The organism is Kitasatospora sp. NPDC022785, from assembly GCF_055561295.1.
The window spans coordinates 372,269-396,992 of record NZ_JBVHHB010000002.1 but is presented as its reverse complement, the minus strand read 5'-3'; the positions used below and the strand labels follow the sequence as shown (position 1 = coordinate 396,992).

Annotated in this window: 24 protein-coding genes and 6 tRNA genes; 20 read left to right on the top strand and 10 right to left on the bottom strand. The window is 72.5% G+C overall.

All coding sequences use genetic code 11. The features are described from left to right. Window positions 1-104 precede the first annotated feature (104 nt). From ACZ3YO_RS05110 to ACZ3YO_RS05095, 4 genes are all read right to left on the bottom strand, one after another. A tRNA-Val gene (locus ACZ3YO_RS05110) sits at window positions 105-176 on the bottom strand. Between the two features lie 41 nt (window positions 177-217). Then, window positions 218-289 (bottom strand) — tRNA-Val (locus tag ACZ3YO_RS05105). A 36-nt stretch (window positions 290-325) separates the two neighbouring features. Then, a tRNA-Cys gene (locus ACZ3YO_RS05100) sits at window positions 326-396 on the bottom strand. A 40-nt stretch (window positions 397-436) separates the two neighbouring features. Next, a tRNA-Gly gene (locus ACZ3YO_RS05095) sits at window positions 437-509 on the bottom strand. Window positions 510-909: 400 nt separating this feature from the next. Here ACZ3YO_RS05095 and ACZ3YO_RS05090 point away from each other — a divergent pair. The 3 genes from ACZ3YO_RS05090 to ACZ3YO_RS05080 all read left to right on the top strand — a co-directional run bounded on the left by ACZ3YO_RS05090 (window position 910) and on the right by ACZ3YO_RS05080 (window position 3,893). Further along, on the top strand, window positions 910-1,959 hold the full coding sequence (locus ACZ3YO_RS05090; RefSeq protein ID WP_465564957.1) for a chorismate-binding protein: 1,050 nt from the start codon (window positions 910-912) through the stop codon (window positions 1,957-1,959). 96 nt (window positions 1,960-2,055) lie between these two features. Then, on the top strand, window positions 2,056-2,886 hold the full coding sequence (locus ACZ3YO_RS05085) for an aminotransferase class IV (protein WP_465564954.1): 831 nt from the start codon (window positions 2,056-2,058) through the stop codon (window positions 2,884-2,886). A gap of 164 nt (window positions 2,887-3,050) precedes the next feature. Further along, a complete protein-coding gene (locus ACZ3YO_RS05080) occupies window positions 3,051-3,893 on the top strand; it encodes a GNAT family N-acetyltransferase (protein ID WP_465564951.1) in 843 nt (280 codons plus the stop codon). Between the two features lie 19 nt (window positions 3,894-3,912). On the opposite strand, the gene ACZ3YO_RS05075 is transcribed toward ACZ3YO_RS05080, so the two are convergent. Continuing rightward, window positions 3,913-4,413 carry a DsbA family protein gene (locus tag ACZ3YO_RS05075; RefSeq protein WP_465544144.1) on the bottom strand — a complete coding sequence of 167 codons (501 nt, stop codon included), beginning with the start codon at window positions 4,411-4,413 and terminating at the stop codon, window positions 3,913-3,915. 133 nt (window positions 4,414-4,546) lie between these two features. Here ACZ3YO_RS05075 and ACZ3YO_RS05070 point away from each other — a divergent pair, with 133 nt between their 5' ends. Then, a complete protein-coding gene (locus ACZ3YO_RS05070) occupies window positions 4,547-5,032 on the top strand; it encodes a hypothetical protein (RefSeq protein WP_465564948.1) in 486 nt (161 codons plus the stop codon). A gap of 23 nt (window positions 5,033-5,055) precedes the next feature. Here ACZ3YO_RS05070 and ACZ3YO_RS05065 read toward each other — a convergent pair whose 3' ends face one another. Continuing rightward, window positions 5,056-5,643 carry a CGNR zinc finger domain-containing protein gene (locus ACZ3YO_RS05065; protein ID WP_465564946.1) on the bottom strand — a complete coding sequence of 196 codons (588 nt, stop codon included), beginning with the start codon at window positions 5,641-5,643 and terminating at the stop codon, window positions 5,056-5,058. 423 nt (window positions 5,644-6,066) lie between these two features. Further along, complete coding sequence (locus ACZ3YO_RS05060) at window positions 6,067-6,480, bottom strand: SsgA family sporulation/cell division regulator (RefSeq protein ID WP_030056266.1); 414 nt, start codon at window positions 6,478-6,480, stop codon at window positions 6,067-6,069. Window positions 6,481-6,675: 195 nt separating this feature from the next. Here ACZ3YO_RS05060 and ACZ3YO_RS05055 point away from each other — a divergent pair, with 195 nt between their 5' ends. From ACZ3YO_RS05055 to ACZ3YO_RS05045, 3 genes are all read left to right on the top strand, one after another. Beyond that, window positions 6,676-7,188, top strand: coding sequence for a TIGR02611 family protein (locus tag ACZ3YO_RS05055; RefSeq protein WP_465564944.1), 513 nt, complete (start codon window positions 6,676-6,678; stop codon window positions 7,186-7,188). A 147-nt stretch (window positions 7,189-7,335) separates the two neighbouring features. Continuing rightward, a tRNA-Val gene (locus ACZ3YO_RS05050) sits at window positions 7,336-7,407 on the top strand. 222 nt (window positions 7,408-7,629) lie between these two features. Next, window positions 7,630-7,701, top strand: a tRNA-Val gene (locus ACZ3YO_RS05045). A gap of 80 nt (window positions 7,702-7,781) precedes the next feature. Here the strand turns inward: ACZ3YO_RS05045 and ACZ3YO_RS05040 are convergent. After that, on the bottom strand, window positions 7,782-8,549 hold the full coding sequence (locus ACZ3YO_RS05040) for an exonuclease domain-containing protein (RefSeq protein ID WP_465564941.1): 768 nt from the start codon (window positions 8,547-8,549) through the stop codon (window positions 7,782-7,784). Between the two features lie 148 nt (window positions 8,550-8,697). Between ACZ3YO_RS05040 and ACZ3YO_RS05035 the strand changes: the two genes are divergently transcribed. From ACZ3YO_RS05035 to ACZ3YO_RS05020, 4 genes are all read left to right on the top strand, one after another. After that, window positions 8,698-9,252 carry a DUF4365 domain-containing protein gene (locus ACZ3YO_RS05035; RefSeq protein WP_396321702.1) on the top strand — a complete coding sequence of 185 codons (555 nt, stop codon included), beginning with the start codon at window positions 8,698-8,700 and terminating at the stop codon, window positions 9,250-9,252. A 32-nt stretch (window positions 9,253-9,284) separates the two neighbouring features. Further along, entirely contained in the window at window positions 9,285-10,457 is a 1,173-nt protein-coding gene (locus ACZ3YO_RS05030; RefSeq protein ID WP_465564938.1) for a hypothetical protein, read from the top strand. An 87-nt stretch (window positions 10,458-10,544) separates the two neighbouring features. Then, entirely contained in the window at window positions 10,545-12,524 is a 1,980-nt protein-coding gene (gene thrS, locus ACZ3YO_RS05025; RefSeq protein ID WP_465564935.1) for a threonine--tRNA ligase, read from the top strand. A 79-nt stretch (window positions 12,525-12,603) separates the two neighbouring features. Next, a complete protein-coding gene (locus ACZ3YO_RS05020; protein WP_396321699.1) occupies window positions 12,604-13,164 on the top strand; it encodes an HIT family protein in 561 nt (186 codons plus the stop codon). A 66-nt stretch (window positions 13,165-13,230) separates the two neighbouring features. Here the strand turns inward: ACZ3YO_RS05020 and ACZ3YO_RS05015 are convergent, their stop codons facing one another. Further along, entirely contained in the window at window positions 13,231-14,877 is a 1,647-nt protein-coding gene (locus ACZ3YO_RS05015; RefSeq protein WP_465564931.1) for a hypothetical protein, read from the bottom strand. Between the two features lie 183 nt (window positions 14,878-15,060). Here ACZ3YO_RS05015 and ACZ3YO_RS05010 point away from each other — a divergent pair, with 183 nt between their 5' ends. Then, window positions 15,061-15,495 carry a thiol-disulfide oxidoreductase DCC family protein gene (locus ACZ3YO_RS05010; RefSeq protein WP_396321697.1) on the top strand — a complete coding sequence of 145 codons (435 nt, stop codon included), beginning with the start codon at window positions 15,061-15,063 and terminating at the stop codon, window positions 15,493-15,495. 12 nt (window positions 15,496-15,507) lie between these two features. Here the strand turns inward: ACZ3YO_RS05010 and ACZ3YO_RS05005 are convergent, their stop codons facing one another. Continuing rightward, window positions 15,508-17,565: an elongation factor G-like protein EF-G2 gene (locus tag ACZ3YO_RS05005; protein WP_465564927.1), complete on the bottom strand. Its 2,058-nt coding sequence runs from the start codon at window positions 17,563-17,565 to the stop codon at window positions 15,508-15,510. A 279-nt stretch (window positions 17,566-17,844) separates the two neighbouring features. Between ACZ3YO_RS05005 and pgsA the strand changes: the two genes are divergently transcribed. The 8 genes from pgsA (at window position 17,845) to ACZ3YO_RS04965 (ending at window position 24,548) form a co-directional block, all read left to right on the top strand. Beyond that, complete coding sequence (pgsA, locus tag ACZ3YO_RS05000; RefSeq protein ID WP_396321695.1) at window positions 17,845-18,492, top strand: phosphatidylinositol phosphate synthase; 648 nt, start codon at window positions 17,845-17,847, stop codon at window positions 18,490-18,492. Window positions 18,493-18,509: 17 nt separating this feature from the next. Then, window positions 18,510-19,487, top strand: coding sequence for a phosphatidylinositol mannoside acyltransferase (locus ACZ3YO_RS04995; RefSeq protein ID WP_465564923.1), 978 nt, complete (start codon window positions 18,510-18,512; stop codon window positions 19,485-19,487). A 29-nt stretch (window positions 19,488-19,516) separates the two neighbouring features. Then, window positions 19,517-20,701 carry a glycosyltransferase family 4 protein gene (locus tag ACZ3YO_RS04990; RefSeq protein ID WP_465564921.1) on the top strand — a complete coding sequence of 395 codons (1,185 nt, stop codon included), beginning with the start codon at window positions 19,517-19,519 and terminating at the stop codon, window positions 20,699-20,701. An 85-nt stretch (window positions 20,702-20,786) separates the two neighbouring features. Beyond that, entirely contained in the window at window positions 20,787-21,152 is a 366-nt protein-coding gene (locus ACZ3YO_RS04985) for a 5-carboxymethyl-2-hydroxymuconate Delta-isomerase (protein WP_465564919.1), read from the top strand. A 101-nt stretch (window positions 21,153-21,253) separates the two neighbouring features. Next, the gene (locus tag ACZ3YO_RS04980) at window positions 21,254-21,754 is read left to right on the top strand and encodes a hypothetical protein (RefSeq protein ID WP_396321817.1); all 501 of its coding nucleotides are present in this window, start codon (window positions 21,254-21,256) and stop codon (window positions 21,752-21,754) included. A gap of 208 nt (window positions 21,755-21,962) precedes the next feature. Beyond that, window positions 21,963-22,874, top strand: coding sequence for a pyridoxal 5'-phosphate synthase lyase subunit PdxS (gene pdxS / locus ACZ3YO_RS04975; RefSeq protein WP_030258885.1), 912 nt, complete (start codon window positions 21,963-21,965; stop codon window positions 22,872-22,874). A 168-nt stretch (window positions 22,875-23,042) separates the two neighbouring features. Beyond that, window positions 23,043-23,666 carry a pyridoxal 5'-phosphate synthase glutaminase subunit PdxT gene (gene pdxT, locus ACZ3YO_RS04970; RefSeq protein WP_465564916.1) on the top strand — a complete coding sequence of 208 codons (624 nt, stop codon included), beginning with the start codon at window positions 23,043-23,045 and terminating at the stop codon, window positions 23,664-23,666. 123 nt (window positions 23,667-23,789) lie between these two features. Then, the gene (locus tag ACZ3YO_RS04965; protein WP_209410139.1) at window positions 23,790-24,548 is read left to right on the top strand and encodes a YebC/PmpR family DNA-binding transcriptional regulator; all 759 of its coding nucleotides are present in this window, start codon (window positions 23,790-23,792) and stop codon (window positions 24,546-24,548) included. The last annotated feature ends 176 nt before the right edge of the window (window positions 24,549-24,724 follow it).

Below are 24,724 nucleotides of genomic sequence, written 5' to 3'. Positions count from 1 at the left end.
CTGGGATTGAACCAGTGACCCCTACCGTGTCAAGGTAGTGCTCTCCCGCTGAGCTAATCGCGCCTGGTGAGGCGGTCCTGCAGCAGACCCCGAAGGGCCCGACGTGCGCGATACTGGGATTGAACCAGTGACCCCTACCGTGTCAAGGTAGTGCTCTCCCGCTGAGCTAATCGCGCCTGGTGAGGCGGTCCTGCAGCAGACCCCGAAGGATCCGACGTGCGCGATACTGGGATTGAACCAGTGACCCCTACCGTGTCAAGGTAGTGCTCTCCCGCTGAGCTAATCGCGCGGGGAGGTCACCCGGCAGAACCGGGAGCCCTCTCGGAGGTGGAGACGGGATTTGAACCCGTGTAGACGGCTTTGCAGGCCGTTGCCTCGCCTCTCGGCCACTCCACCAGGCAACACACGAAGAACGATCTTACACTGTTCTCCATCGAGCGGACGACGAGATTCGAACTCGCGACCCTCACCTTGGCAAGGTGATGCTCTACCAACTGAGCCACGTCCGCCTGTCTCCCGGGGATCTTCACCGCTTTTCTTCGGCTGCGCTCCCTGGCGACGTGTTGAACTCTAGCGGATTCCTGGGCCAGCTAAAAATCCGTTCCCGCAGCGTGCCGAGGGGGTGCCCGCGGGGAGTCGTCCCGTCGGCCGTTCCGCCGGGTCACCGGCCCCCACCAGCGGCGCTCCCGGACGATCATCCGCAGGCCACCCGGCGCACACCCGTACGACGCTCCCCGGCCTGGCGGCTGGGAGGTGCACCCACCAGCTGCTCGCGCCCCTCCGCGCCTCTGGGCGCGGCCGGCCCACCACGCCGGGCGCGGCCGGGCCGCCGAAACACCCCAGGCCACAGCAGGGACCCCCGACCTACACTTCAGGCACCGCAGCCCAGCCACCCCGTGCAGGAGAACCGTGTCCGGCCACCCCGACCCCCACAGCCCGCTCGCCCGCTTCGGCGGCCGCCTCGCCACCGGGCTGCGCGACGTCACCTCGGACCCGGCCGCGCTCGACTCCTCCGGCTTCTGGGCCGTCGCCTACGACTTCGAGGGCCGGCTCACCTGCGCCCGCTTCGACGACCTCCGCCCCGCCCCCGCGCCCCCGTCCGGCGCCGGCTGGCTCGGACCAGCCGCTGACGGCTGGCACAGCTCCCTCGACCGCGCCGCCTACACCGCGGGCGTGCGCCGCATCCGCGAGCACATCGCGGCCGGCGAGGTCTACCAGGCCAACCTCTGCCGCGTGCTCACCGCGCCGCTGCCCGACCCGTCCCGGACGGACGTCGACGCCCTCACCGGCCTGCTCGCCCACGGCAACCCGGCTCCCTATGCCGGAACGATCCGCCTGCCGCGCCACGGCGTCGAGATCGCCACCGCCTCGCCCGAGCTCTACCTGCGCCGCGACGGCCGCACCGTCTCCTCCGGCCCGATCAAGGGCACCGGCCGCACCGAGGCGGACCTCCTGGAGAAGGACCACGCCGAGAACGTGATGATCGTGGACCTCGTCCGCAACGACCTCGGCCGGGTCTGCGAGACCGGCACGGTCACCGTCCCCGACCTCTGCGCCGTCGAGAAGCACCCGGGCCTGGTCCACCTGGTCTCCACCGTCCAGGGCGCCCTGCGCGCGGACGCCGGCTGGCCCGAACTGCTGGGCGCGACCTTCCCGCCCGGCTCCGTCACCGGCGCCCCCAAGTCCAGCGCACTGCGGATCATCGAGGCCCTGGAGACCGCCCCCCGCGGCCCCTACTGCGGCGCCGTCGGCTGGGTGGACGCCGACCGCGGCGAGGGTGAACTCGCCGTCGGGATCCGCACGTTCTGGATCGACCGGGCCGACCCCGGCGCACCTCTCCTGCGCTTCGGCACGGGCGCCGGCATCACCTGGGGATCCGACCCCGAGCGCGAGTGGGCGGAAACCGAACTGAAGGCCGCCCGCCTGGTCGCGATAGCGTCGGGCACCGAGACCGACTGACGGCGACAAGCCGCCTGAACCGGGACGAACACCGCCGGGCCGGCCATCGGCCCGGGCACACCCCCACCGCACCACCGCCTTGAGGAGCAGCCCTCGATGCAGCACCCGACCAAGAGCTGGGTCAACGGCTCACTTGTCGACTCCGCCGATGCCGCCGTCTCCGTCCTCGACCATGGGCTCACCACCGGTGACGGGGTCTTCGAGACCATGAAGGCCGTGGACGGCCGGGCCTTCGCCGTCACCCGCCACCTCGACCGGCTCACCCGCTCCGCCCGCGGTCTCGGCCTGCCCGACCCCGACCACGACGTGGTCCGCGAGGCCTGCGCCCAGGTCCTCGCCGCCAACCCGATGCCGCTCGGCCGCCTGCGCCTCACCTACACCGGCGGTGCCTCCCCGCTCGGCTCGGAACGCGGCAACGACACCCCCACCCTGGTCGTCTCCCTCGGCGCCGCCACCCACCGCTCCGACACCACCGCCGTCGCGACCGTCCCGTGGCGCCGCAACGAGCACAGCGCCGTCGCCGGCCTCAAGACCACCTCGTACGCCGAGAACGTGGTCGCGCTCGCTGCCGCCCACCGCGCCCGCGCCTCCGAGGCCCTGTTCGCCAACACGGCCGGACGGCTCTGCGAGGGCACCGGCTCCAACGTCTTCGTCGTCCTCGGCGGCCGGCTGCTCACGCCCACCCTCGCGTCGGGCTGCCTGGCCGGTATCACCCGCCGGCTCGTCATCGACTGGTGCGGCGCGGAGGAGACCGACCTGCCGTTCGACGCGCTCCAGGAGGCCGAGGAGATCTTCCTGACCTCCACCCTGCGCGACGTCCAGGCCGTCACCCGCGTCGACGACCGCGAACTCCCCGGCCCCGGACCGGTCACCGCCAAGGCCATGGCGGTCTTCACCGAGCGCAGCGGCGACGACCTCGACCCGTGACCGGGCGAGGCCCGGTGCCACAGCCCGGCCCGCCACCCCGGCCGGGCCCGTAACCCCGCCCGGGCCTGTGACGCCCCGCCCGGGTCCGACCCCGGCGAGCCGGTCGAATCCCCGAGGCGTCGTCGGCGGATAGAACACCCGCGCGGAGGGGAAGGGACCCCGACATGACCACCACGCTGCGCCCCGAGGGGCCGGAGTCACCCACCGCCGCGGGCGGCCGTACCAGACGCTGGCAGATCTGCGCCAACGGCCGCCCGGTCGGCGCACTGCGCACCACCACGGTCCCGCGTGGCCCGCAACTCTGGGGTGAGATATCCGAGTTGGAGGTGAATGAGGGCCGCGGCCGGGGCCGCGGGACGTTCGGCGCGCTGGCCGCCGAGGAGGTGCTGCGCGGCTGGGGCTGCTCTCGGGTGGACGCCGACATCCCGGAGTCGGCGCAGCCTGCGCGCGGCCTCGCCGCGGCCCTCGGCTACAGCGAGCGGATGCGGAACATGGCCAAGCGGCTGGCCGCCCCGCCCGTCCTGCCGGCGGGCGTCGAGGCGCGCCGGATCGGCCCCGAGGAGTTCCCCGGCTGGCTCGCCGAGGCCAAGGAGGGCTACATCGGCGACCTGCTCTCCTCCGGCCTCAGCGAGGAACAGGCGCGCGCCAAGTCGGACGCCGACCACGTGCACCTGCTCCCGCAGGGCGCCGACACCCCCGGCGTGGCACTGCGCCGCCTCTACGGGGACGGGGCGGACCCGCTGGGCGCCCTCTGGCTGGCCCTGCGGGTCCGCGACCTGCCCGACGGCGGTCCGTTGGCCTGGGTGATGGTGGTGGAAGTGGCCGAGGCGCACCGGGGGCACGGACACGGCCGTTCACTGATGCTGCTCGCCGAGCGCGAGTGCCTGGCCGCGGGCGTTCGCGACCTCGGGCTGAACGTCTTCAGCAGCAACCGGGTCGCGATCCGTTTGTACGAGTCGCTCGGCTACCGGGTCACCAACCGGATCTACGGCAAGCCGCTGATCTGACGGGCGGGTTGACGGATGGTCAGGAGGCCTTGGCCGCCTCGATGGCGGCCGTGATCCGGTCCCGCAGGCCGTCCTGGCTCTGCCCGCCGTCCAGCCGCCGGCCGGCGATCACGTACGTCGGGGTGCCGCTGACCCCGATCGCCTTGCCCTCCGCCTGGTCGGCGTCCACGATCAGCGTGTGCCGGCCGTCGACCAGTGCGGTGTCGACCTCCTCGGCGTCCACCCCCACCTCGCGGGCCACCTCCAGCAGCACCTCCTCGCCGCGCGCGTCGAGCTCCTCGACCCGGGCCAGCAGCGCCTCGACGTAGGGCCACCCCAGCCCCTGCGCGAACGCCTCCTCGGCGGCCTGCGCCGCGGCGTACGCGTACTTGTGCTTCTCCAACGGGAAGTGCCGCAGCTCGATCGCGAGCGCGTCGCCGTAGGTGGCACGCAGCGCCCGTACGTCGTCCAGGGCGGTGCGGCAGTCCGGGCACTGGAGCTCGCACCAGAACTCGAGGCGGGGGAGGGAACCTTCGATCATGTCCCCAGTGTTCCACTAGTGGGCCCCGCCCCCGTCCCGGCGGTGTGCCCGGATGCCGGCCCGAGTGACGGGGAGGTCCGATGACCGGAACGACCAGGGTGAGCAGAGTCACCGGCGCGAGCGGGGTGAGGCCGTGCTGACGGCGGCGGTGAGTTTCGCGCTCACCGCGGGCGGGATGGCCGTGGCCGGCCTGCGCGCGTACCGCCGGCGCTTCCTCTCCGCGACCCGCTGGTTCGCCGTGGCGCTGCTGCCGGCCGGGCTCTACCTGACCGGGCTCTTCCCGGTGGCGCGGACGATCGGCAGCGAGCTGGCCGACTGGGCGACCAAGCTGGTCTTCGACCCGCGGGTCTGGACGGGCATCGTGCTGCTCGCGGTGTCGGCGGGTCTGCTGGTCACCACCCGCTGGGTCGGCCGCCGCGGCGTGGATGCCGCCGGGGCCCGCCCGGAGGCGACCGGACCGGCCCCGGCGCGGCCCGCCGTCACCGGGGCGCCCGCACAGCCACCGGCGGGCGCCCCGAGGAGCGGCGCCACGAAGCCTCCGAAGGCCGGCAAGCGGGACGAGGGCCCGGGCGACGACTTCGCCGACATCGAGGAGATCCTCCGCCGCCGCGGCATCTGAAGGCGGCGGGCGGCCGACGGCCCTCAGGCCGAGGGCACGGCCTCCGCCGCGGGCACGGCCTCCGCCGAGCGCTGCCGCGCCCGGTAGGCGGCGACGTGCAGCCGGTTGCCGCAGGTCCGGCTGTCGCAGTAGCGCCGGGAGCGGTTGCGCGAGAGGTCGACGAAGACGCGCGCGCAGTCCGGGGCCTCGCACCGGCGCAGCCGCTCGCGCTCACCCGCGGTGAGGATGAACGCCAGCGCCATGCCCAGCTCGGCCGCCAGGTGGTCGTGCAGGGCGGCGTGCGGTGCGAAGTAGTGGATGTGCCACCCGTGGTGGTCGTGGTTGGTCAGCCGCGGCGTGGTGCCGGCGTCCGCGACCAGGGCGTTGACCAGATCGGCGGCCTCCTCGGTGCCCTCGGTGCCGAACACCTCCCGCAGCCGGGTGCGCAGCTCGTGCACGCTGCGCAGGTCGTTCTCGGTCAGCGAGTCGATCTCGCTGATCTCCTGCCGGATCACGAAGGCGTCCAGCGCGGCCACGTCGGGCAGCAGCTCGGTGCCGCACACCTCGGGCGCGGTGTTGAGCAGCTCGACGAGGATGCTCAGCGCGCACTCGGTGTCGTGGGTGATCAGCACGTGGGGGCTCCTCGCGCGGAGGGGGCCGTCGGCACCCCGCGTCTACGGTCAACCCCAGACCTTACCGGGCCCCGCCGCACAGGGCGGAAGCTTCTTCCGAAGGGCCGTACGGATGTCGAAGGGATGCGTGACGCCGCCGGGTCGCCCAGGCCCCCGAGGGAGCAGGCGCCCGGACGGACACGTGCGCCTGGAAACAGGTGGCGCCCGGCAGCGGAGCCGGCCACCCAGTACGGGTGGCCGGCTCCGCTGCCGGGCGCCTGCGGTGCGGTGGCCCGCTCCGGGTGGGAGCGGACCGTGTCACCGGCCCCGAGACCGCGTCGTGCGCGGCTGAGTCTGCTGCCGTGCCCCCGAGTAGGACGGCTGCGGTGACGGCAGGGGGTGCGGCCCCGCTGACTGCGGGGCTTGACCGCCTCCCGGACGGGGTCAGCTTTCGGCGAGGATGTGGGACAGCTCCCGGTCGAGGTCGAAGTGACGGTGTTCGGTGCCGGGGGGCACGGCGGCGTCCGTCCGCTTGAGGAACGACTCAAGCGCGCGGGCCGGGGCCTCCAGCAGGGCTTCTCCTTCCGGAGAGCTCAGCGCGATGCAGACCACCCCTTGCCCGTGGCTGCGCGAGGGCCACACCCGGACGTCGCCGGTGCCGGTGGGTCGGTGCAGCCCCTCCGCAAGGAGATCTCGGGCGAACACCCACTCCACGGTCTCGTCGGCGCCGGTGTGGAACGTGGCGTGCACGGCATAGGGGTCGGCGGTGTCGTAGCGCAGGCCCGCGGGGACGGGCAGTGAGGACTCGCTGGACACGATGAGGCGCAGGTGCAGCTCGCAGCTGACCGTGGTGTTCATAAGCGCCATGGCCTTTCGCTCAGTGTGCGCTCGGGGAATCGCACGTCGGCGAACGGACCATCCCACCTCCAAGACCGATGTAAACCCCTCTGTCCCGATTCGGGGGCGAGTCGTACCCCTTACGGCGCATTGCGGAATCGGCACAGAGCGCCTGCCTGGGGCATTACCGGGCCACTTCTCGGTTAGTTTCCTGGCATGACTGTGCGAAGCGACAAGGCGGGCGCGAACGCGGCCGGGAACACGAGAGCGGGGGAGGCGGTCGTGCCGGACGAGACGGGGCCGCGGTCGGCGGCGGGAGGGGACGGCCGGGAGCCGGAGGAGACGGACGGCGGGCGGCCGCTGGGCTCGCGTGCGCCGCTGTTCATCCGGCGCTCCCGGCCGCTGCACCTGAGCTGGCAGGTGGCGGTCTTCCTGGTCGGCCTCGCGGTGGTGGTGGCCGGCGTGATCATGCTGCCGCTGCCCGGACCGGGCTGGGTGGTCATCTTCCTGGGCATGGGCATCTGGGCGACCGAGTTCGTCTGGGCCCAGCTGGCCCTGCGCTGGACGCGTCGCAAGGTGGCCGAGGCGGCCCAGAAGGCGATGGATCCGAGGGTGCGGCGGCGCAACGTCACGCTCGTCGCGATCGGCCTGGCGGTGATCGCCGGGATCGGTGGCTGGTACCTGTGGAGGTACGGGCTGGTCATGCCCTGGAAGATCAAGGACAGCTGACCCCGGACGGTCGCAACGGGTGGCACCCGTCCGGGGGACGAGCCGGGCGACGGGCAGCGGGACCGGCCGGGGGCCGGGTGGGGCGGGGGCCGGCACGAGGGGTGTTCGGACCACCCCACGGGATGCGGTAATGTTTTCCCTGCACCCGGGCGATTAGCTCAGCGGGAGAGCACTTCGTTCACACCGAAGGGGTCACTGGTTCGATCCCAGTATCGCCCACCGGAATGCATTGTGATACGTGAGGCCCAGCCGATTATCGGCTGGGCCTCACGTGTATTTCCACAATGTCGTGAACAACTGCTCGGGAGTTGCCCCGGAATCGGGCTGAGGCGCAGTCATCTTCCGCGCGGAGTGCGAGTTCTGCGGATGTGCCAGGTGGTCGCCGGGGGATCCGAGTTGTACGACACCCCCCGAATGGTGCTACTGTTCTTCTCGTTGCCCGGGCGATTAGCTCAGCGGGAGAGCACTTCGTTCACACCGAAGGGGTCACTGGTTCGATCCCAGTATCGCCCACCGGACAGCACGCAGGCCCTGATCGGAAGACCGATCAGGGCCTGCGGCGTTCGCGGACCAACCGTGTCCCGGCCGGGCCGCTACGCCGCCACCTCACAGCTGTGCTGCGGCGAGAGTCGCCGGCCGCAGCCGCACCGGGCCGGCCGCAGCGGCCAGGAGAAGTCCACGCGCTCTGGCGTCCCCGAGCGGTCGAACCAGTTCTGCAGCCCCCGTGCCTGCGCCGCGTGCCAGACCGCCTGCCGCAGGTGCAACTCGGCCGCCGACAGCCCGCCCAGCGCCGCCGGGTAGCGCGCGCCGATCGCCCGGACCAGCTCCAGCGCCGCCGTCGCGTCCGCCGCCGCGTCGTGGGCCCCGGCCAGCTCCACCCCGTAGTGCGCGCACAGGTCGGTCAGAGTGCGCCGGCCCTTGCGGTAGCGGTCCACGTGCTTGTCCAGCACCCGCGGATCGAGCACCAGCAGACCCGCCGGACCGAGGCCGTCCGCCAGCGACACCGACCAGTGCCGGCGCAACTCCCGGTCCAGCAGCGTCAGGTCGTACGGCGCGTTCATCACCACCACCGGGCGGCCGGCGCGGGCCTGCTCGGCCAGGGCGCGGGCGACCTCCGCCACCACCGTCCGGGCCGGGCGGCCGAACGCGCGCACCCGCTCGTCGGTGATGCCGTGCACCGCACGGGCGCCGTCGGGTATCGGGACGCCCGGGTCCGCCAGCCAGGTGGCGGTCCGCGCGGGCGCGCCCGGGGCGGGCTGGACGACCAGGGCGGCCGAGACGATCCGGTCGGTCTCGACGTCCACGCCGGTGGTCTCGGTGTCGAAGGAGGCGAGCGGGCCGGTGTACCAGTGCTGCTGCATGACTGCCCCTCAGGACTGCGTTCCCGAGAGGGTGATACCGCTCCTGACGCCCGCTCAACCGTTTGGCGGCAGCCCGGCCGGGCACCCTGCGTTCAGGTGTCCCGTTCGAATCCGGACGGGCCCGGGTGCCGGGGGAGGCAACGGGGCGATGGCGCTGACACACCCGCAGCCCGAGGGGGCGGCGGCCGTCCTGCGGGGAAATCTGGCGGTGACGGCCTGCATGGAGACGCTGCAGGTCGGCTACCTGCACGCGGTCGCCGCGGCGGCCGGCTGCTCGCTCTCCCAGCCGTTCCCGGACAACGGCATCGACTGGCAGGTCAGCCACGGCTCCCGGGCGCACGAGGTGGACGACGAGGTCACCATCAAGATCCAGCTCAAGGCCACCCAGCAGATCGCGCCCGGACCACGCGGGCCGTTCTTCAGCTTCACCCTGGACAACGACCACCTGCGCAAGCTCGCGCGGGCCCGGGTCGCGGTGCCCCGGATCCTGGTCGTGATGCTGCTGCCGCGCCGGGTCGACCACTGGCTGGAGGCCCGGCCGGACGCACTGGAGCTGAGGCACTGCTGCTACTGGGTCAACCTGGCCGGCCACCCGGTCACCGGGCAGCGCCGGACCAACGTCCGGGTGCCCACCGCGAAGGTCTTCGACGACCGCGCACTGTGCGACATCATGGCGCGGGTCGGGGCGGGCGGCAGCCCGTGACGGCCCGGCCCCCGGCGGGGAGGAGCAGGACAATGACGCTGCCACACGGGCCGCAGGACGGCGCCCCGCCGCTGCCCGACCCGGCCTCCGTCGACCCGGCGGTGCTCGCCACGCTGCTCGCCCGGCACGGCTGGGTCCGCCGCGGCGGCCCGTCCGCCCGGTACGGGCGCTGGACTCCGCCGGACGACGCCGACCCGGGCACCAGCCTGCTGGTGCCCGCCGGGGACGGCTTCGACGACGCCGTCGAGCTGCTCGCCGACGCCGTCACCGCGCTGTCGCACTCCCGCAGCCCGTCCGCCCGCTCCATCCTGCTGGCGCTCACCGTGCCCGGCGACGAGCTGCAGTGGCGGCGCGAGCTGCCCGGACCGGCCGGCACCGCGCCCTGGGACGACGCCGAGCGCCTCCAGCGGGCCGCGCGCGCGATGCTCGCGGCCGGAGCCAAGGCCGGGCGGACCAGGGCCGCCTACTTCGGTGCCCGGCTCGACGCCTGGGCCGGGGACTTCCTCGAACACGTCCTGGTGGTCGAGCAGGGCCTCGTGGTGGACAACGGCGGCGGGCTCACCGCCTACACCCCCGCGCCCGAGGGCCGGGCCGCCGTGACCACGCTGGTCCGCGCCCTGGAGGCGCTGCGGGACGCCGTCGACTACCGGCGGGTGAGCGGCGGGCCGGAGGCCTTCGAGAACGCCGTCCAGGCCGGGGTCAGCCGCGAACTGGTGCAGTCCGTCGAGGAGCTGGTGCGCGGCGCGACCGCCGGCCGGCTCTCCGTCGCGTGGTCGGCCGCCGCCGGGACGCCCGGCGGCTTCGGCGACCGGCGGATCGCCCTGGAGTTCTCGCCCGGGGACCTGCCCGCCCTCGAAGAGGCCGCCGCCCTGCTGGAGCGGATCGAACCGGCGGTCGCCGTCACCGTCGTCGGCATGGTGGTGCGGCTCAAGCGCGCCGACCCGGCCGGCCCCGGCACCGTGCGGCTGCGCGTACTCGGCGGCGCCGAGGTCAGCGAGGTGCGGCTCCGGCTCGCGGACCCGGCGTACCGGCTGGCCGCCGAGGCCCACCTCGCGGGCGCTCCGGTGCGGGTCAGCGGCAGGCTGGAGCGGCGCGGCGGGTTCCGCCGGCTCACCCACCCGCGGCGCCTGGAACTGTGCGGCCTGGAGGAGGCCGAGCGGCAACGGCTGCTGAAGACGCTGGGGGAGGCGGGACAGGGGGCGTAGGTGCACGGCGGGGGTGGTGCTCTCGGTACCATCGTCACGCGCAGCGAAGTGTTGCGTCCTATGAATCCAGCACGTCAGGAGAGACCGGTGACGGACGTCCGGGTAATCATCAACCGCGAACCCGATCGGGAAGAGCGCGTGGTGACCACGGGCACTACGGCCGCCGAGCTCTTCGCCGACGACCGCTCGATCATCGCCGCCCGCGTCGGCGGCCAGCTCAAGGACCTCGCGTACGTCCTGCAGGACGGCGACGAGGCCGAGCCGGTCGCGATCGGCAGCAAGGACGGCCTGGACATCCTGCGCCACTCCACCGCGCACGTCATGGCGCAGGCCGTGCAGCAGCTCTTCCCGGAGGCCAAGCTCGGCATCGGCCCGCCGGTCAAGGACGGCTTCTACTACGACTTCGACGTCGAGAAGCCGTTCCACCCCGATGACCTCAAGGCCATCGAGAAGAAGATGCAGGAGATCATCAAGCGCGGGCAGAAGTTCTCCCGCCGCGTGGTCACCGACGAGGCCGCCCGCGAGGAGCTGACCGCCGAGCCGTACAAGCTGGAGCTGATCGGCCTCAAGGGCTCCGCTGCCACCGCCGGCGAGGGCGCCGACGTCGAGGTCGGCGCCGGCGAGCTGACCATCTACGACAACCTGGACGCCAAGTCCGGCGAGCTCTGCTGGGGCGACCTCTGCCGCGGCCCGCACCTGCCGTCCACCCGGCACATCCCGGCGTTCAAGCTGATGCGCAACGCGGCCGCCTACTGGCGCGGCAGCGAGAAGAACCCGATGCTCCAGCGCATCTACGGCACCGCCTGGCCGACCAAGGACGAGCTGAAGGCGCACCTCGACTTCCTGGTCGAGGCCGAGAAGCGCGACCACCGCAAGCTCGGCAACGAGCTCGACCTCTTCTCCGTCCCCGAGGAGATCGGCTCCGGCCTCGCCGTCTTCCACCCCAGGGGCGGCATCATCCGCCGCGCCATGGAGGACTACTCGCGCAAGCGGCACGAGGAGGAGGGCTACGAGTTCGTCTACACCCCGCACGCCACCAAGGGGAAGCTCTTCGAGAAGAGCGGCCACCTGGACTGGTACGCCGACGGCATGTACCCGCCCATGCAGCTCGACGAGGGCGTGGACTACTACCTGAAGCCCATGAACTGCCCGATGCACAACCTGATCTTCGACGCGCGCGGCCGCTCGTACCGTGAACTGCCGCTGCGCCTCTTCGAGTTCGGAACGGTGTACCGGTACGAGAAGTCGGGTGTGGTGCACGGTCTGACCCGTGCCCGCGGCTTCACCCAGGACGACGCGCACATCTACTGCACCCGCGAGCAGATGGCGGAGGAGCTCGACTCGACGCTGACCTTCGTGCTCAACCTGCTGCGGGACTACGGCCTGACCGACTTCTACCTGGAGCTCTCCACCAAGGACCCGGTGAAGTACGTCGGTTCGGACGAGACCTGGGAGGAGGCCACCGCGGTCCTCGCGGCCGTGGCCGAGAAGCAGGGGCTGCCGCTGGTCCCGGACCCGGGCGGCGCGGCCTTCTACGGTCCCAAGATCTCCGTCCAGGCGCGTGACGCCATCGGCCGTACCTGGCAGATGAGCACCATCCAGCTCGACTTCAACCTGCCGGAGCGATTCGACCTGGAGTACACGGCGGCGGACGGCTCGCGCCAGCGGCCGGTCATGATCCACCGTGCGCTGTTCGGCTCGATCGAGCGCTTCTTCGCGGTGCTGCTGGAGCACTACGCCGGCGCCATGCCGCCGTGGCTGGCCCCGGTCACCGTGACCGGCATCCCGATCACCGACGAGCACGTGCCGTACCTGCTGGAGGTCGCTGCCGAGCTGAAGAAGCGCGGGATCCGGGTCGAGGTGGACACCTCGGACGACCGGATGCAGAAGAAGATCCGCAACGCTCAGCGCAGCAAGGTCCCGTTCATGCTGATCGCGGGCAACGACGACGTCGAGGCCGGCGCGGTCTCCTTCCGCTACCGCAACGGCGAGCAGAAGAACGGCGTGCCGGTGGCCGACGCGGTCGCCGAGATCGTGGACGCCGTGGAGCGCCGCATCCAGGTGTGACGCCGTGGACGGCGGTAGGCGTGGGGCAGGCTCCTCAGGAGTCTGCCCCACTCTGCTTGGCAAGCCCGGCCGGGCGAATATGCTGATCAGCATGACGACTGAGCCGGAACTGCAGCGGGGCGTCGGCGAGCCGGACGGCTTCCGCCGCCTGTGGACCCCCCATCGGATGGCGTACATCCAGGGAGAGAACAAGCCCACCGGCCCGGCCCCGGACGACGGTTGTCCGTTCTGCTCGATCCCGTCGCTGAGCGACGAGGACGGGCTGGTCGTCATGCGCGGGAGCGCGGTGTTCGCGGTGCTCAACCTGTACCCCTACAACGGCGGGCACCTGATGGTCGTCCCGTACCGGCACGTCGCCGACTACACCGAGCTGGACGAGGCGGAGACCGCCGAGCTGGCGGTGTTCACCAAGAAGGCGATGACGGCGCTGCGGGCGGCGTCGGGGGCGCACGGCTTCAACATCGGGATGAACCAGGGCGCGGCGGCCGGCGCCGGGATCGCGGCGCACCTGCACCAGCACGTGGTGCCGCGCTGGGGTGGGGACACCAACTTCATGCCGGTGGTCGGCCACACCAAGGTGCTGCCGCAGCTGCTGGCGGACACCCGGAAGATGCTGGCCGAGGCCTGGCCGCAGGACTGAGCCCGGACACGCGCAGGGGCCCGTCGCCGGGAATCGGCGACGGGCCCCTGCGCGTGGCGTGTGCGCTCAGCCGGCGTCCAACTGGTCGACCTTGTACGGGCGGCTGCCCTGCACCTCGGACTTGATGATCGAGGCGCGGTTCTTGAAGAAGCGCTCGGTGTCGAGGTCGTGCTCCTCCAGGAACTCCAGCGTGGCCGCGTGGACCGCGCTGAGCACCGGCGCGGCGACGTTGAGCGCGTTGTCGGTCATCGACCGGGTGTTCCACGGCGGCGCGGCCCAGGCGTGCCGGAAGCCGAACGGCTCGGGCAGGCCGAGGCCGCCGCCGAGCCAGGCGAGCAGGCCCGGGATCCGGTAGAAGGGCGCGCGGACGGCCTGGCGGACCACCTCGTCGTTGTCGATCAGGGGGAGCTTGACGGTCTGTTCCTCCCAGAACTTCACGGTCTTCGAGACCGTCTTCTCCTTGTCCTTGGGCTTGTCGAAGAAGAGGCCGTTGACCGGTCCGAGCGCGTAGCCGGCCACCGTGATGTTCATGGTGTGGGCGAGCAGGACGACGGTGACGGTGAAGGTGATGACCAGCTTGCCGTCGTGCGTCACGAACTGGGTGGCGAGGTAGTGCCGGGGGCCGCCGGGGAAGGTCTGCTTGTCGGCGATGGTCTGGATGGCGAACTCGCGCATCCGGTCGCCGTCCATGTCGGCGCCGCCCGGGCGGCTGATCTCGTCGGCGCCCTCGCCGACCTCCAGCACCACCCACTGCTTCACGGCGACGCCGGGGATCCCGCTGTTCGCGACGTCGCTGATGCCGAGGGCCTTGAGGTGGCCGGAGATCTTGCGGATGAGGTCCCAGGGGTGGAAGGCGCGGTAGTCGAGGTGGCCCTCGGCCGGGCGGAGGTTGTCCACGAGGCGCCACTCGCCCCAGCGCTTTCCGACGCCGAGGATGCCCTTGCGGCCGGCGTAGTGCTGGATGTTGGTCTCCTGCTCGGACTCCAGCCGGCCGAGTTTGGCGCGCAGGTCGGCGGCCTTCTTGTCCAGGTCGTCGCGGGGGACGGCCTTGGGGACGGTGGCGGCGACGGCGTTGCCCTCGACGAGGGCCTGCCAGCGGGCGCGCAGGTCCAGGGCGGAGCTGAGCACGATGCGCTTGGCGAGGTACCAGCCGACGATCGGGGCGAGCATGACCAGGCGCAGGTAGATGCCGAGCAGGCCGCCGGTGGGCGGCTTGATCGCGAGGAGCAGGGCGACGGCGACCGCGGCGGCGAGGACGACGCCGCCGTAGACCGCGGCGTTCTTGGGGTTGTCCCGTTTGAGCCAGGCGCGGAGCTGGAAGGCACCGAGCCAGATCAGGGTGCCGGGCAGGAAGAGCACGCCGGTGACGACGGTGACGCCGGTGAGCCTGCGGTCGCGGACGGCCCTGAGGTCGTCGGCGGCGAGGCAGTGCTCGACGATCTGGCGGGTGTCGATGCCGAACGACGGGACGAGCGGCTTGCGGTCCCCGCCGAGGGCGCGCCCGATGACGGCGCGGCTGAAGGCCTCGCCGAGGTTGGGGCGGAAGAGCGCGAAGCGGCCCTTCTTCGCGGTGGCGTCGGTGACCGCCGCGACGAACTCGTGGACCTCGCCGTCGCGGTAGGCGGTCGAGGAGAGCGCCTGGGTGACGGCGGTCTGCGGGCCGGCGTCCGTCCGGGGTATCTGCGCACCCGGGGTCATGTCGAGTGTGGTCACGGTGGCGTCCCCTCCTCCCCTTGTCAGCGGCAGGTTACCGTGCCCCGGTACCGGTGCGCGGATGATCGTCTGAAGTGCCGTCACGTTCGGGCCATACCGCGTCTGTCGGGCATGATGCCCACCTTCGGGGGCCGCGACGCCCCCGGTGGCGGACGGGGGGGCGTAATGGGGCACGATGGGCGCATGGAGCGACCCGAGGGAGCTGCGGTGAAGGATCCGGTGCTGGTCTTCGACGGTGACTGCGCCTTCTGCACGACGTGCAAGGGGTGGGCCGAGCGGTATCTGCGGCAGACGCTGGCCTCGGGGGGCTGGGAGGCGGTGCCGTTCCAGTTCGCGGACCTGGCGGAGCTGGACGCGCTGGCCGGCGGGCACGGCGAGGTCTCCTGGGAGCGGGCCGAGCGCGAGGTGCTCTGGGTGACGCCGGCGGGCCGGGTGTACGGCGGCGCGCAGGCGGTGGCGCGGCTCCTGATGCGTTCGGGCGGGGCGTGGGCGTACCTGGGCGGGTTGCTGGCGTTGGCGCCGGTGCGGCCGCTCGCGGCCGTGGTGTACCGCTGGGTGGCGAAGAACCGGCACCGGATGCCCGGCGGTACGCCGGCCTGCGCGCTGCCGCAGCGCTAGGCGGGGTCCGACCTAGGACTTCTCCCCGGTGTGGCGGGCGGCGAGGGCGGCGGGCATGGGTTCGTGGCGCAGGTGGGCGCGGGAGAACTCGGCCGTTCCGTGGGTGAGTGAGCGCAGGTCGACGGGGTAGCGGATGAGTTCGAGTTCGGGGACTTCGGCGCGCAGCAGGGTGAGCGCGGGGCCGCCGGTCTCGGTGCCGAGGACGCGGCCGCGGCGGGCGCCGAGGTCGGTGAGGACGGCGCCGAGGTAGTCGTCGGGCAGCAGGACGCTGACGGCGGCGACGGGTTCGAGCAGCCGGATGACGGCGTGTTCGGCGGCGTCGCGCAGGGCGAGGGCGGCGGCGGTCTGGAAGGCCGAGTCGGAGGAGTCGACGGAGTGCGCCTTGCCGTCGGTGAGGGTGACCCGGACGTCGACGAGCGGGTAGCCGGTGGAGACGCCCTTGGCGAGTTGGGCGCGGATGCCCTTCTCGACGGAGGGGATGAAGTGCCGGGGGACGGCGCCGCCGACGACGTGCTCCTGGAATTCGAAGCCCGCACCGGCCGGGAGGGGTTCGACCTCCAGGTCGCAGATGGCGTACTGGCCGTGCCCGCCGGACTGCTTGACCAGGCGGCCGTGGCCGGCGGCGGCGGTGCCGAAGGTCTCGCGCAGGGCGACCCTGGGTTCGACGGTGTCGACGTGGACGCCGTGCCGGCCCCGGAGGCGGTCGAGGACGACCTCGGCGTGGGCCTCGCCGGTGCACCAGAGGACCAGCTGGTGGGTGTCGGGGTTCTGTTCCAGGCGCAGGGCCGGGTCTTCGGCGACGAGCCGTGCGAGGGCCTGGGAGAGCTTGTCGTCGTCGGCCTTGCTGTGGGCCTCGATGGCGATGGGCAGCAGCGCTTCGGGCACGGTCCAGCCGTCGAGCTTCACCGGGTGGCCGGGGTCGTGGACGGTGTCGCCGGCGCGGGCGGTGGTGAGTTTGGCGGCGCAGACGAGGTCGCCGGCGACGGCGTGCGGGACGGGGCGCTGGAGTTTGCCGAAGGGGCTGGTGAGGCCGGTGACGCGTTCGTCGCCGTCCTGGTCGGCGGGGTGGTCGGGGCCGGCGAGGTGGATCCGGGTGTCGGGGCGCAGGGTGCCGGCGTAGATGCGCAGCAGGCTGATCCGGCCGACGTAGGCGTCGCCGGTGACGCGGACGACCTGGGCGGCGAGCGGGGCTTCGGGGTCGCACTCGGGTCCGGGGCGGGTGCGTTCGGTGGGGTCGGGGAACGAGGTGGTGATGAGGTCGAGGAGTTCGGTGGCGCCGAGGCCGCTGTCGTCGGTGGGGACGGCGGGGTGGAGGGTGCAGGCGAGGATCTCGCGGCGCAGGCCGGCTTCGAGGGCGTCGGTGTCGAGGGGTTCGCCGGCGAGGTAGCGCTCCATGAGGGTGTCGTCCTGGCCGGAGATGGCCTCGACGAGGCTGTCCCGGGCGGGGCCGGTGTCGGGGAGCGGGTCGGCCTGGCCGTAGGTGTGCCCGGTGAGCAGGTCGACGCTGCCGTCGGGGCGGCCGTCGTGCCGGACGGGGAGGAAGAGCGGGCGCAGGGTGTCCGGTCCGAGGCCGAAGGCGTCGTGGCAGGCGGCGAGGATCTCGTCGAAGCCGCTGCGGGCGACGTCGAGTTTGGCGACGGCGATGGCGCGCGGGATGCCTTCTGCGGCGCACTCCCGCCAGAGTGCGCGGGTGGGGGCGGTGACGGGGTCGGTGGCGGAGACGACGAAGACGGCCCCGTCGGCGGCGTGCAGGGCGGCGCGCAGGTCGGCGGTGAAGTCGGGGTGGCCGGGTGGGTCGAGCAGGTTGACCTTGATGCCGTGCCATTCGAGGGGGAGCACGGAGAGCTGGACGGAGCGCTGCTGCTGGTGCTCGATCTCCTCGTGGTCGGAGACGGTGTTGCCGTCGGTGACGCGGCCGGCGCGGTTGACGGCGCCGGCGGCGAGGGCGAGGGATTCGGCGAGGGTGGTCTTGCCCACGCCGCTGCAGCCGATGAGGACGACGTTGCGCAGGTGGCCTGGGCCGGTGACGGTGGGCGCCTGGCCGGCTCGTGCGGTGCTGCGGTCGGGCATCGGGGTCTCCTCCCGTCGCGCCGAGACTGTCGTTGAAAGTCTAGGTGCGGGTCCGGCGATCCGCGCCGCATGCGCGCGCCCGTGGTGACCGTTCGTGTGGGGCCGCGCACCCGGGGTGACGGGCCGAGGGGGTGCGGGGGCGGGAGGACGGTGGCGTGCGCCGGAGGGTGTCGTCGGCGTGGCTACGATGGGTGCGCCGGATGGGCTGATCCGTCCGGCCGTCTGCCGCGCACTCTGCCGCAGGCGGGTACCAGGGAGATCGGAGCGGTCGGGAAGGCCATGCTCAACAAATACGCGCGTGCCTTCTTCACACGTGTCCTGACCCCGTTCGCCGCGTTCCTGATCCGGCTGGGTGTGAGCCCGGACGCCGTGACGCTGATCGGTACCGCCGGTTCGGTGGCCGGTGCGCTGGTGTTCTTCCCGCGCGGGGAGTTCTTCTGGGGCACCATCACGATCACGCTGTTCATCTTCTCGGACCTGGTGGACGGGAACATGGCCCGGCAGCTGGGCCGGACCAGCAAGTGGGGGGCGTTCCTGGACTCCACGCTGGACCGGGTGGCGGATTCGGCGATCTTCGGCGGCCTGGCCATGTGGTACGCGGGCAAGGGCGACAACAATCTGCTCTGCGCGGTGGCGATCTTCTCGCTGGCGAGCGGTCTGGTGGTGTCGTACACCAAGGCCCGGGCGGAGAGCCAGGGGCTGCCGTGTGACGTGTCGGGGCTGGTGGAGCGGGCCGAGCGGCTGGTGATCAGCCTGGTCGGGGCCGGGATCGCGGGTCTGCACACGTTCGGTGTGCCGTACGTGGAGTGGCTGCTGCCGGTGGCGTTGTGGCTGGTGGCGGCGGGCAGCCTGGTGACGGTGTTCCAGCGGATGCTGACGGTGCGCCGGGAGGCGTTCGAGGCCGACCGAGTGGCGGCCGGGAGCTGAAGGGGAGCGGGCCTGCGGTGAAGGACCGACTGGTGTACTCGGCGTACGCGCTGGGCTGGGCGGTGCTCAAGCACCTGCCCGAGCCGGCCGCGTCCGGCCTGTTCGACAGGCTGGCCGATTTCGCGTGGCGCAAGCGCGGCAAGCGGGTGCTGCAGCTGGAGGCCAACCTGCGGCGGGTGCGCCCGGGGCTGGACGAGGCCGGGTTGCGGGAGCTGTCGCGGGCCGGCATGCGCTCGTACATGCGGTACTGGATGGAGTCCTTCCGGCTGCCGGTGTGGAGCCGGCAGCGGGTGGCCCGGGACGTGCAGGTCGAGGGCTTCGAGCAGCTGCGGGAGGCGATGGAGTCCGGGCGCGGCGCGGTGATAGCGCTGCCGCACATGGGCAACTGGGACCTCGCGGGAGCCTGGGTGGCGCTGGAGGGGTACCCGTTCACGACGGTCGCGGAGCGGCTGAAGCCGGAGAAGCTGTTCGACCGCTTCGTGGCGTTCCGGGAGAGCCTGGGCATGGAGGTCCTCGCGCTGACCGGCGGCGGGGGCAATGTGATCGGCACGCTGGCCCGGAGGCTGCGCGAGGGGCGGCTGGTCTGCCTGGTCGGTGACCGGGACCTCTCGGAGGCCGGCATAGGGGTGTCCTTCTTCGGCGAGGCGACCAGGATGCCGGCCGGGCCGGCGGCGCTCTGCCAGCGGACGGGGGCGGCGCTGCTGCCGGTGTCGCTCTGGTACGACGGCCCGGTGATGCGGGCGCGGATCCACCCCGAGGTGCCCGTGCCGGCGCAGGGGGACCGCCAGGAGAAGACCCGGCTGATGGTGCAGGCGATGGCGGAGGTCTGGGAGCAGGCGATCCGCGAGCACCCCGAGGACTGGCACATGCTGCAGCGGTTCTGGCTGGCCGACCTCCCGGTCCGTGCGACGGTGGAGGCACCCGCGGCCAGCCCGGCCGTCCAGCCCGTCGCGGAGCCGGCCGGCGAGCCCGCCGCCGAGGCCTCCGGGCCCTGACGGCGAACCTAGAGGAACACGAGGAATCAGTGAAGATCGGCATCGTCTGCCCGTACGACTGGGACGTCCCCGGCGGGGTGCAGTTCCACATCCGGGACCTGGCGGAGCACCTGATCGGCCTCGGCCACGAGGTGTCGGTGCTGGCGCCCGCCGAGGACGACGAGGCGCTGCCGCCGTACGTGGTCTCGGCCGGGCGGTCGGTGGCCGTTCCGTACAACGGGTCGGTGGCGCGGCTGAGCTTCGGCCCGCTGTCCGCGGCCCGGGTGCGGCGGTGGCTGCACGACGGCGCGTTCGACATCCTGCACGTCCACGAGCCGGTCGCACCGAGCCTGTCGATACTGGCTGCCTGGTCGGCGACCGGGCCGATGGTCGGCACCTTCCACACCTCCAACCCGCGGTCGCGGTTCATGATCGCTGCTTCGCCGATCCTGCAGCCGGGCCTGGAGAAGATCCGGGCCCGGATCGCGGTGAGCGAGTACGCCCGCCGCACCCTGGTCGAGCACCTGGGCGGGGACCCGGTGGTGATCCCCAACGGCGTGGACGTCGGCTTCTTCGCGGAGGCAGAGCCGGACCCGCGCTGGACGGGCGGCGCGGCGGTGGGCGAGCCCGGCACGATCGGGTTCGTCGGGCGGATCAACGAGCCGCGCAAGGGCCTGCCGACCCTGCTGGCCGCACTGCCGAAGATCCTGGCCGAGCGGCCGGGCGTGCGGCTGCTGGTGGCGGGCAAGGGCGACGAGGAGGAGGCGGTCGCCGGGCTGGCACCGGAGGTCCGCAAGCAGGTGGAGTTCCTCGGCATGGTCAGCGACCGGGAGAAGGCCCGGCTGCTGAGCAGCGTCGACCTGTACGTGGCGCCGAACACCGGTGGCGAGAGCTTCGGGATCATCCTGGTCGAGGCGATGTCGGCGGGTGCGCCGGTGCTGGCGAGCGACCTGGACGCGTTCAAGCAGGTGCTGGACGGCGGGGACGCGGGCGAGATGTTCCCGGTGGAGGACGCGGACGCGCTGGCCCGGTCGGCGCTGCGGCTGCTGGGGGACCCGGGCCGGCTGGCGGAGCTGAGCAAGGCGGCGTCCCGGTACGTCCGGCGGTTCGACTGGTCGACGGTGGCCGCGGACATCCTGGCGGTGTACGAGACGGTGGCGGCGGGTGCGGCGGCCGTGGTCGAGGAGGACGAGCGCGGCGGCCGGCGCGGCCGGTTCGGGCTGGCCCGGGACTGATCCCGCCGGCGCGGGAAGCAACCGCGGGCCGCGGTGGTTGTGGTCTGCCGGACCGTAGTGATCACCGTGACTCCTGGAGGCACCGATGCCGCAGATCTCCGTCGACTACTCGCCCGAGCTGGCCGGCGCGTTCGACCGCCGTGAGCTGGGCCTGGCCATCAACCGGCTCGCCGTGAAGACCATCAACGCGACCCCGGAGGCCTGCAAGACCGTCTTCCGCGAGGTGCAGGGCTTCGTGGTGGGCGAGAGCGAGGGCCCGGACGCCCAGGTGTACGTGGAGTTCCAGATCTTCCCCGGGCGCACCGCGGAGGCCAAGGCGGCGCTCAGCGACGCCGTGCTGGCGCTGCTGGCGGAGCGGGTCGTCCCGGCGGCCGGCACCCGGCTGTTCACGGCGGTGAACATCTCGGACATCGACCGGGACAGCTACCGCAGCGCGACCGTCGGCGGCTGAGCCGCGGCCACCCGGCGGCGCGGCCGGGCCGCGGGCACCCGGTAGCGTAGCGCCCCGTGACTACCTGGATCTGGGCCGGCGTGGCCGTGGTGCTGTTCGGCATGTACCTGAGTTGGACGGCCGGCCGGCTGGACCGGTTGCACGCCCGCATCGACGCCGCCCGCGCGGCGCTGGACGCGCAGCTGGTCCGCCGGGCGTCGGTCGCGATCGAGCTGGCCACCTCCTCGCTGCTGGACCCGGCGGCCTCGCTGCTGCTGCTGGACGCCGCGCACGTGGCCCGGCAGGCCGACGACGAGCAGCGCGAGGTGGCGGAGAGCCAGCTCAGCATGGCGCTGCGGGCGGTGCTGGCCGAGCCGGAGCAGGTCGCCGTGCTGGTGGCCGAGCCGGGCGGCGAGGAGGCGGTGAAGGAGCTCACCGCCGCGGTGCGCCGGGTACCGATGGCCCGGCGGTTCCACAACGACGCGGTGCGGGCGGCCCGGGCGGTGCGGGAGCACCGGCTGGTGCGCTACTTCCGGCTGGCCGGACGTGCGCCGTTCCCGATGGCGTTCGAGATGGACGACGCGCCGCCGCCGGCGCTGACCCCCGAGGGCGCTCCGGCCTGAGCCGGGTGGCGCACGGCCTGCTTTCGGTGTGCGAACGGTCGGCGTCCGGCCCCGGGCCGCTTCTCCCACGGGGTGCGGCGGGACGGTCCGGATCCGGCCTGTTTGTCGTATCCCGTCGGCCTGCCTGGACTTGATGGCGCATGGAGTGACGGTTTCTTCCGCCTACCATAGGGCGATAGCACTGGTTCATCTTCGAGTGAGGTCTCACGTGTCCACCACCCCCACCACCGCAGACCAGCCGCAGATCGGCACCGCCCGGGTGAAGCGCGGCATGGCCGAGCAGCTCAAGGGCGGTGTGATCATGGACGTGGTCAACGCCGAGCAGGCCAAGATCGCCGAGGACGCCGGCGCTGTCGCCGTCATGGCGCTGGAGCGGGTTCCGGCCGACATCCGCAAGGACGGCGGCGTCGCGCGCATGTCGGACCCGAACATGATCGAGGAGATCATCGCGGCGGTCTCGATCCCGGTCATGGCGAAGTCCCGCATCGGCCACTTCGTCGAGGCCCAGGTCCTGCAGTCGCTCGGTGTCGACTACATCGACGAGTCCGAGGTGCTGACCCCGGCCGACGAGGTCAACCACTCCGACAAGTGGGCGTTCACCACCCCCTTCGTCTGCGGTGCCACCAACCTGGGCGAGGCCCTGCGCCGCATCGCCGAGGGCGCGGCCATGATCCGCTCCAAGGGCGAGGCCGGCACCGGCAACGTGGTCGAGGCCGTGCGCCACCTGCGTCAGATCAAGAACGAGATCGCCAAGCTGCGCGGCTTCGACAACAACGAGCTGTACGCCGCCGCCAAGGAGCTCCGCGCCCCGTACGAGCTGGTCAAGGAGGTCGCCGAGCTCGGCAAGCTGCCGGTCGTGCTGTTCTCCGCCGGTGGTGTGGCCACTCCGGCCGACGCCGCGCTGATGCGCCAGCTGGGCGCCGAGGGCGTCTTCGTCGGCTCCGGCATCTTCAAGTCGGGCGACCCGGCCAAGCGTGCCGCCGCGATCGTCAAGGCCACCACCTTCTTCGACGACCCGAAGATCATCGCGGACGCCTCCCGCAACCTGGGCGAGGCCATGGTCGGCATCAACTGCGACACCCTGCCCGAGACCGAGCGCTACGCCAACCGCGGCTGGTAGTCCAACCCCGCGTCCGGTGTCGGCCCGCCGCAGCGCCTCGGCGCGCGGCGGGCCGCGCCGCGCCGGGCCCCGGACGACGACGGCCGAAGAAGACGATCGCCCGGAGCGGAGCAACGTCCGCCCGGGGCAGCGATCACACGAAGTACCGATCGAAGAAGGTTTGAGACCGTGAGCACTCCAGTCATCGGCGTCCTCGCCCTGCAGGGCGACGTCCGCGAGCACCTCGTCGCGCTGGCCGAGGCCGACGCGCTGGCCCGCCCGGTGCGCCGCGTCGAGGAGCTGGCCGAGGTCGACGCGCTGGTGATCCCCGGCGGGGAGTCCACCACCATGTCCAAGCTGGCGCTGCTGTTCGGCGTGATGGACCCGCTGCGCGAGCGCGTCGCCGCCGGGATGCCGGTGTACGGCACCTGCGCCGGCATGATCATGCTGGCCGACAAGATCCTGGACGGCCGCGACGACCAGGAGACCGTCGGCGGCATCGACATGACGGTGCGCCGCAACGCCTTCGGCCGCCAGAACGAGTCCTTCGAGTCCGGTATCGCCTTCGAGGGCCTCGGCGACGCGCCGGTGCACGGCGTCTTCATCCGCGCCCCCTGGGTCGAGGCGGTCGGCGCGGGCGTCGAGGTGCTGGCCGAGCTGCCGGCGGCCGACGGCCCGGACAGCCGGATCGTCGCCGTCCGCCAGGGGAACCTGCTGGCCACGTCGTTCCACCCCGAGCTGACCGGCGACCACCGGGTCCACGGCTACTTCGTGCGGATGGTCGAGGAGCACCTCGCCGCGGCCGCGCGGTAGCGGCCCGTCGGCACCGCGCGGTAGCGCCTCGCCGCCGCATGCTGACCGTGTGCTGTCCACCGGTGGCGGCACCGGTAAGATCTCTTCTGTTCATTTCCCTTTGGCGACGTAAAGGAGCTGGCGATGTCCGGCCACTCTAAGTGGGCTACCACCAAGCACAAGAAGGCCGTGATCGACGCCAAGCGCGGCAAGCTCTTCGCCAAGATGATCAAGAACATCGAGGTGGCGGCGCGCACCGGAGGCGGCGACCCGGCCGGCAACCCGACCCTCTACGACGCCATCCAGAAGGCGAAGAAGAGCTCGGTCCCGATCGACAACATCAACCGCGCCGTCAAGCGCGGCTCGGGCGCCGAGGCCGGCGGGGCCGACTACTCGACGATCATGTACGAGGGCTACGGTCCGAACGGCGTCGCGGTGCTCATCGAGTGCCTCACCGACAACCGCAACCGCGCCGCCTCGGACGTGCGCGTCGCGATGACCCGCAACGGCGGCTCGATGGCCGACCCGGGCTCGGTCTCGTACCTGTTCAACCGCAAGGGCGTCGTGATCGTCCCCAAGGCCGACGGCGTGGACGAGGACAAGCTCTTCGAGGTCGTCCTCGACCAGGAGCCCGAGGAGATCAACGACCTCGGCGAGTCCTTCGAGATCGTCTCCGAGGCCTCCAAGATGGTCGACGTCCGCACCGCCCTGGTGGACGCCGGCATCGACTACGACTCGGCCGAGGCCAACTTCCTCCCGAGCATGCAGGTCGAGCTGGACGTCGACGGCGCCCGCAAGATCCTCAAGCTGATCGACGCCCTGGAGGACAGCGACGACGTGCAGAACGTCTTCGCCAACTTCGACATCAGCGACGAGGTCGGTGCGCAGCTCGACGCCGAGTGATCGTTCCCACTGTCCGGCCCGGTGGTCCCTGGGACCACCGGGCCGGTGTCGTCGGTGGGTCTGTCGTACCCGGGCGGTAGCCTTCGCAGGTCGCTCGGCGAGCGGGCGGCCCGCCGCTAGCCCAAGGGCGCGCCGATGCCGCGAGCGACGGGCGACAGGAGCCGGAGGAGCGCCGG

Bases quoted from the DNA above. Each gene is read 5' to 3' on its own strand.
- ACZ3YO_RS05080 (WP_465564951.1), top strand. From the start codon at position 3,051: ATGACCACCACGCTGCGCCCCGAGGGGCCGGAGTCACCCACCGCCGCG.
- ACZ3YO_RS04985 (WP_465564919.1), top strand. From the start codon at position 20,787: ATGCCGCAGATCTCCGTCGACTACTCGCCCGAGCTGGCCGGCGCGTTC.
- ACZ3YO_RS05040 (WP_465564941.1), bottom strand. From the start codon at position 8,549: ATGCAGCAGCACTGGTACACCGGCCCGCTCGCCTCCTTCGACACCGAG.
- ACZ3YO_RS05005 (WP_465564927.1), bottom strand. From the start codon at position 17,565: ATGCCCGACCGCAGCACCGCACGAGCCGGCCAGGCGCCCACCGTCACC.
- ACZ3YO_RS05075 (WP_465544144.1), bottom strand. From the start codon at position 4,413: ATGATCGAAGGTTCCCTCCCCCGCCTCGAGTTCTGGTGCGAGCTCCAG.
- ACZ3YO_RS05055 (WP_465564944.1), top strand. From the start codon at position 6,676: ATGACTGTGCGAAGCGACAAGGCGGGCGCGAACGCGGCCGGGAACACG.
- ACZ3YO_RS05020 (WP_396321699.1), top strand. From the start codon at position 12,604: ATGCTGATCAGCATGACGACTGAGCCGGAACTGCAGCGGGGCGTCGGC.
- ACZ3YO_RS05010 (WP_396321697.1), top strand. From the start codon at position 15,061: ATGGAGCGACCCGAGGGAGCTGCGGTGAAGGATCCGGTGCTGGTCTTC.
- ACZ3YO_RS05030 (WP_465564938.1), top strand. From the start codon at position 9,285: ATGACGCTGCCACACGGGCCGCAGGACGGCGCCCCGCCGCTGCCCGAC.
- ACZ3YO_RS05060 (WP_030056266.1), bottom strand. From the start codon at position 6,480: ATGAACACCACGGTCAGCTGCGAGCTGCACCTGCGCCTCATCGTGTCC.
- pgsA (WP_396321695.1), top strand. From the start codon at position 17,845: ATGCTCAACAAATACGCGCGTGCCTTCTTCACACGTGTCCTGACCCCG.
- ACZ3YO_RS04965 (WP_209410139.1), top strand. From the start codon at position 23,790: ATGTCCGGCCACTCTAAGTGGGCTACCACCAAGCACAAGAAGGCCGTG.
- ACZ3YO_RS05085 (WP_465564954.1), top strand. From the start codon at position 2,056: ATGCAGCACCCGACCAAGAGCTGGGTCAACGGCTCACTTGTCGACTCC.
- ACZ3YO_RS04980 (WP_396321817.1), top strand. From the start codon at position 21,254: ATGTACCTGAGTTGGACGGCCGGCCGGCTGGACCGGTTGCACGCCCGC.
- ACZ3YO_RS05035 (WP_396321702.1), top strand. From the start codon at position 8,698: ATGGCGCTGACACACCCGCAGCCCGAGGGGGCGGCGGCCGTCCTGCGG.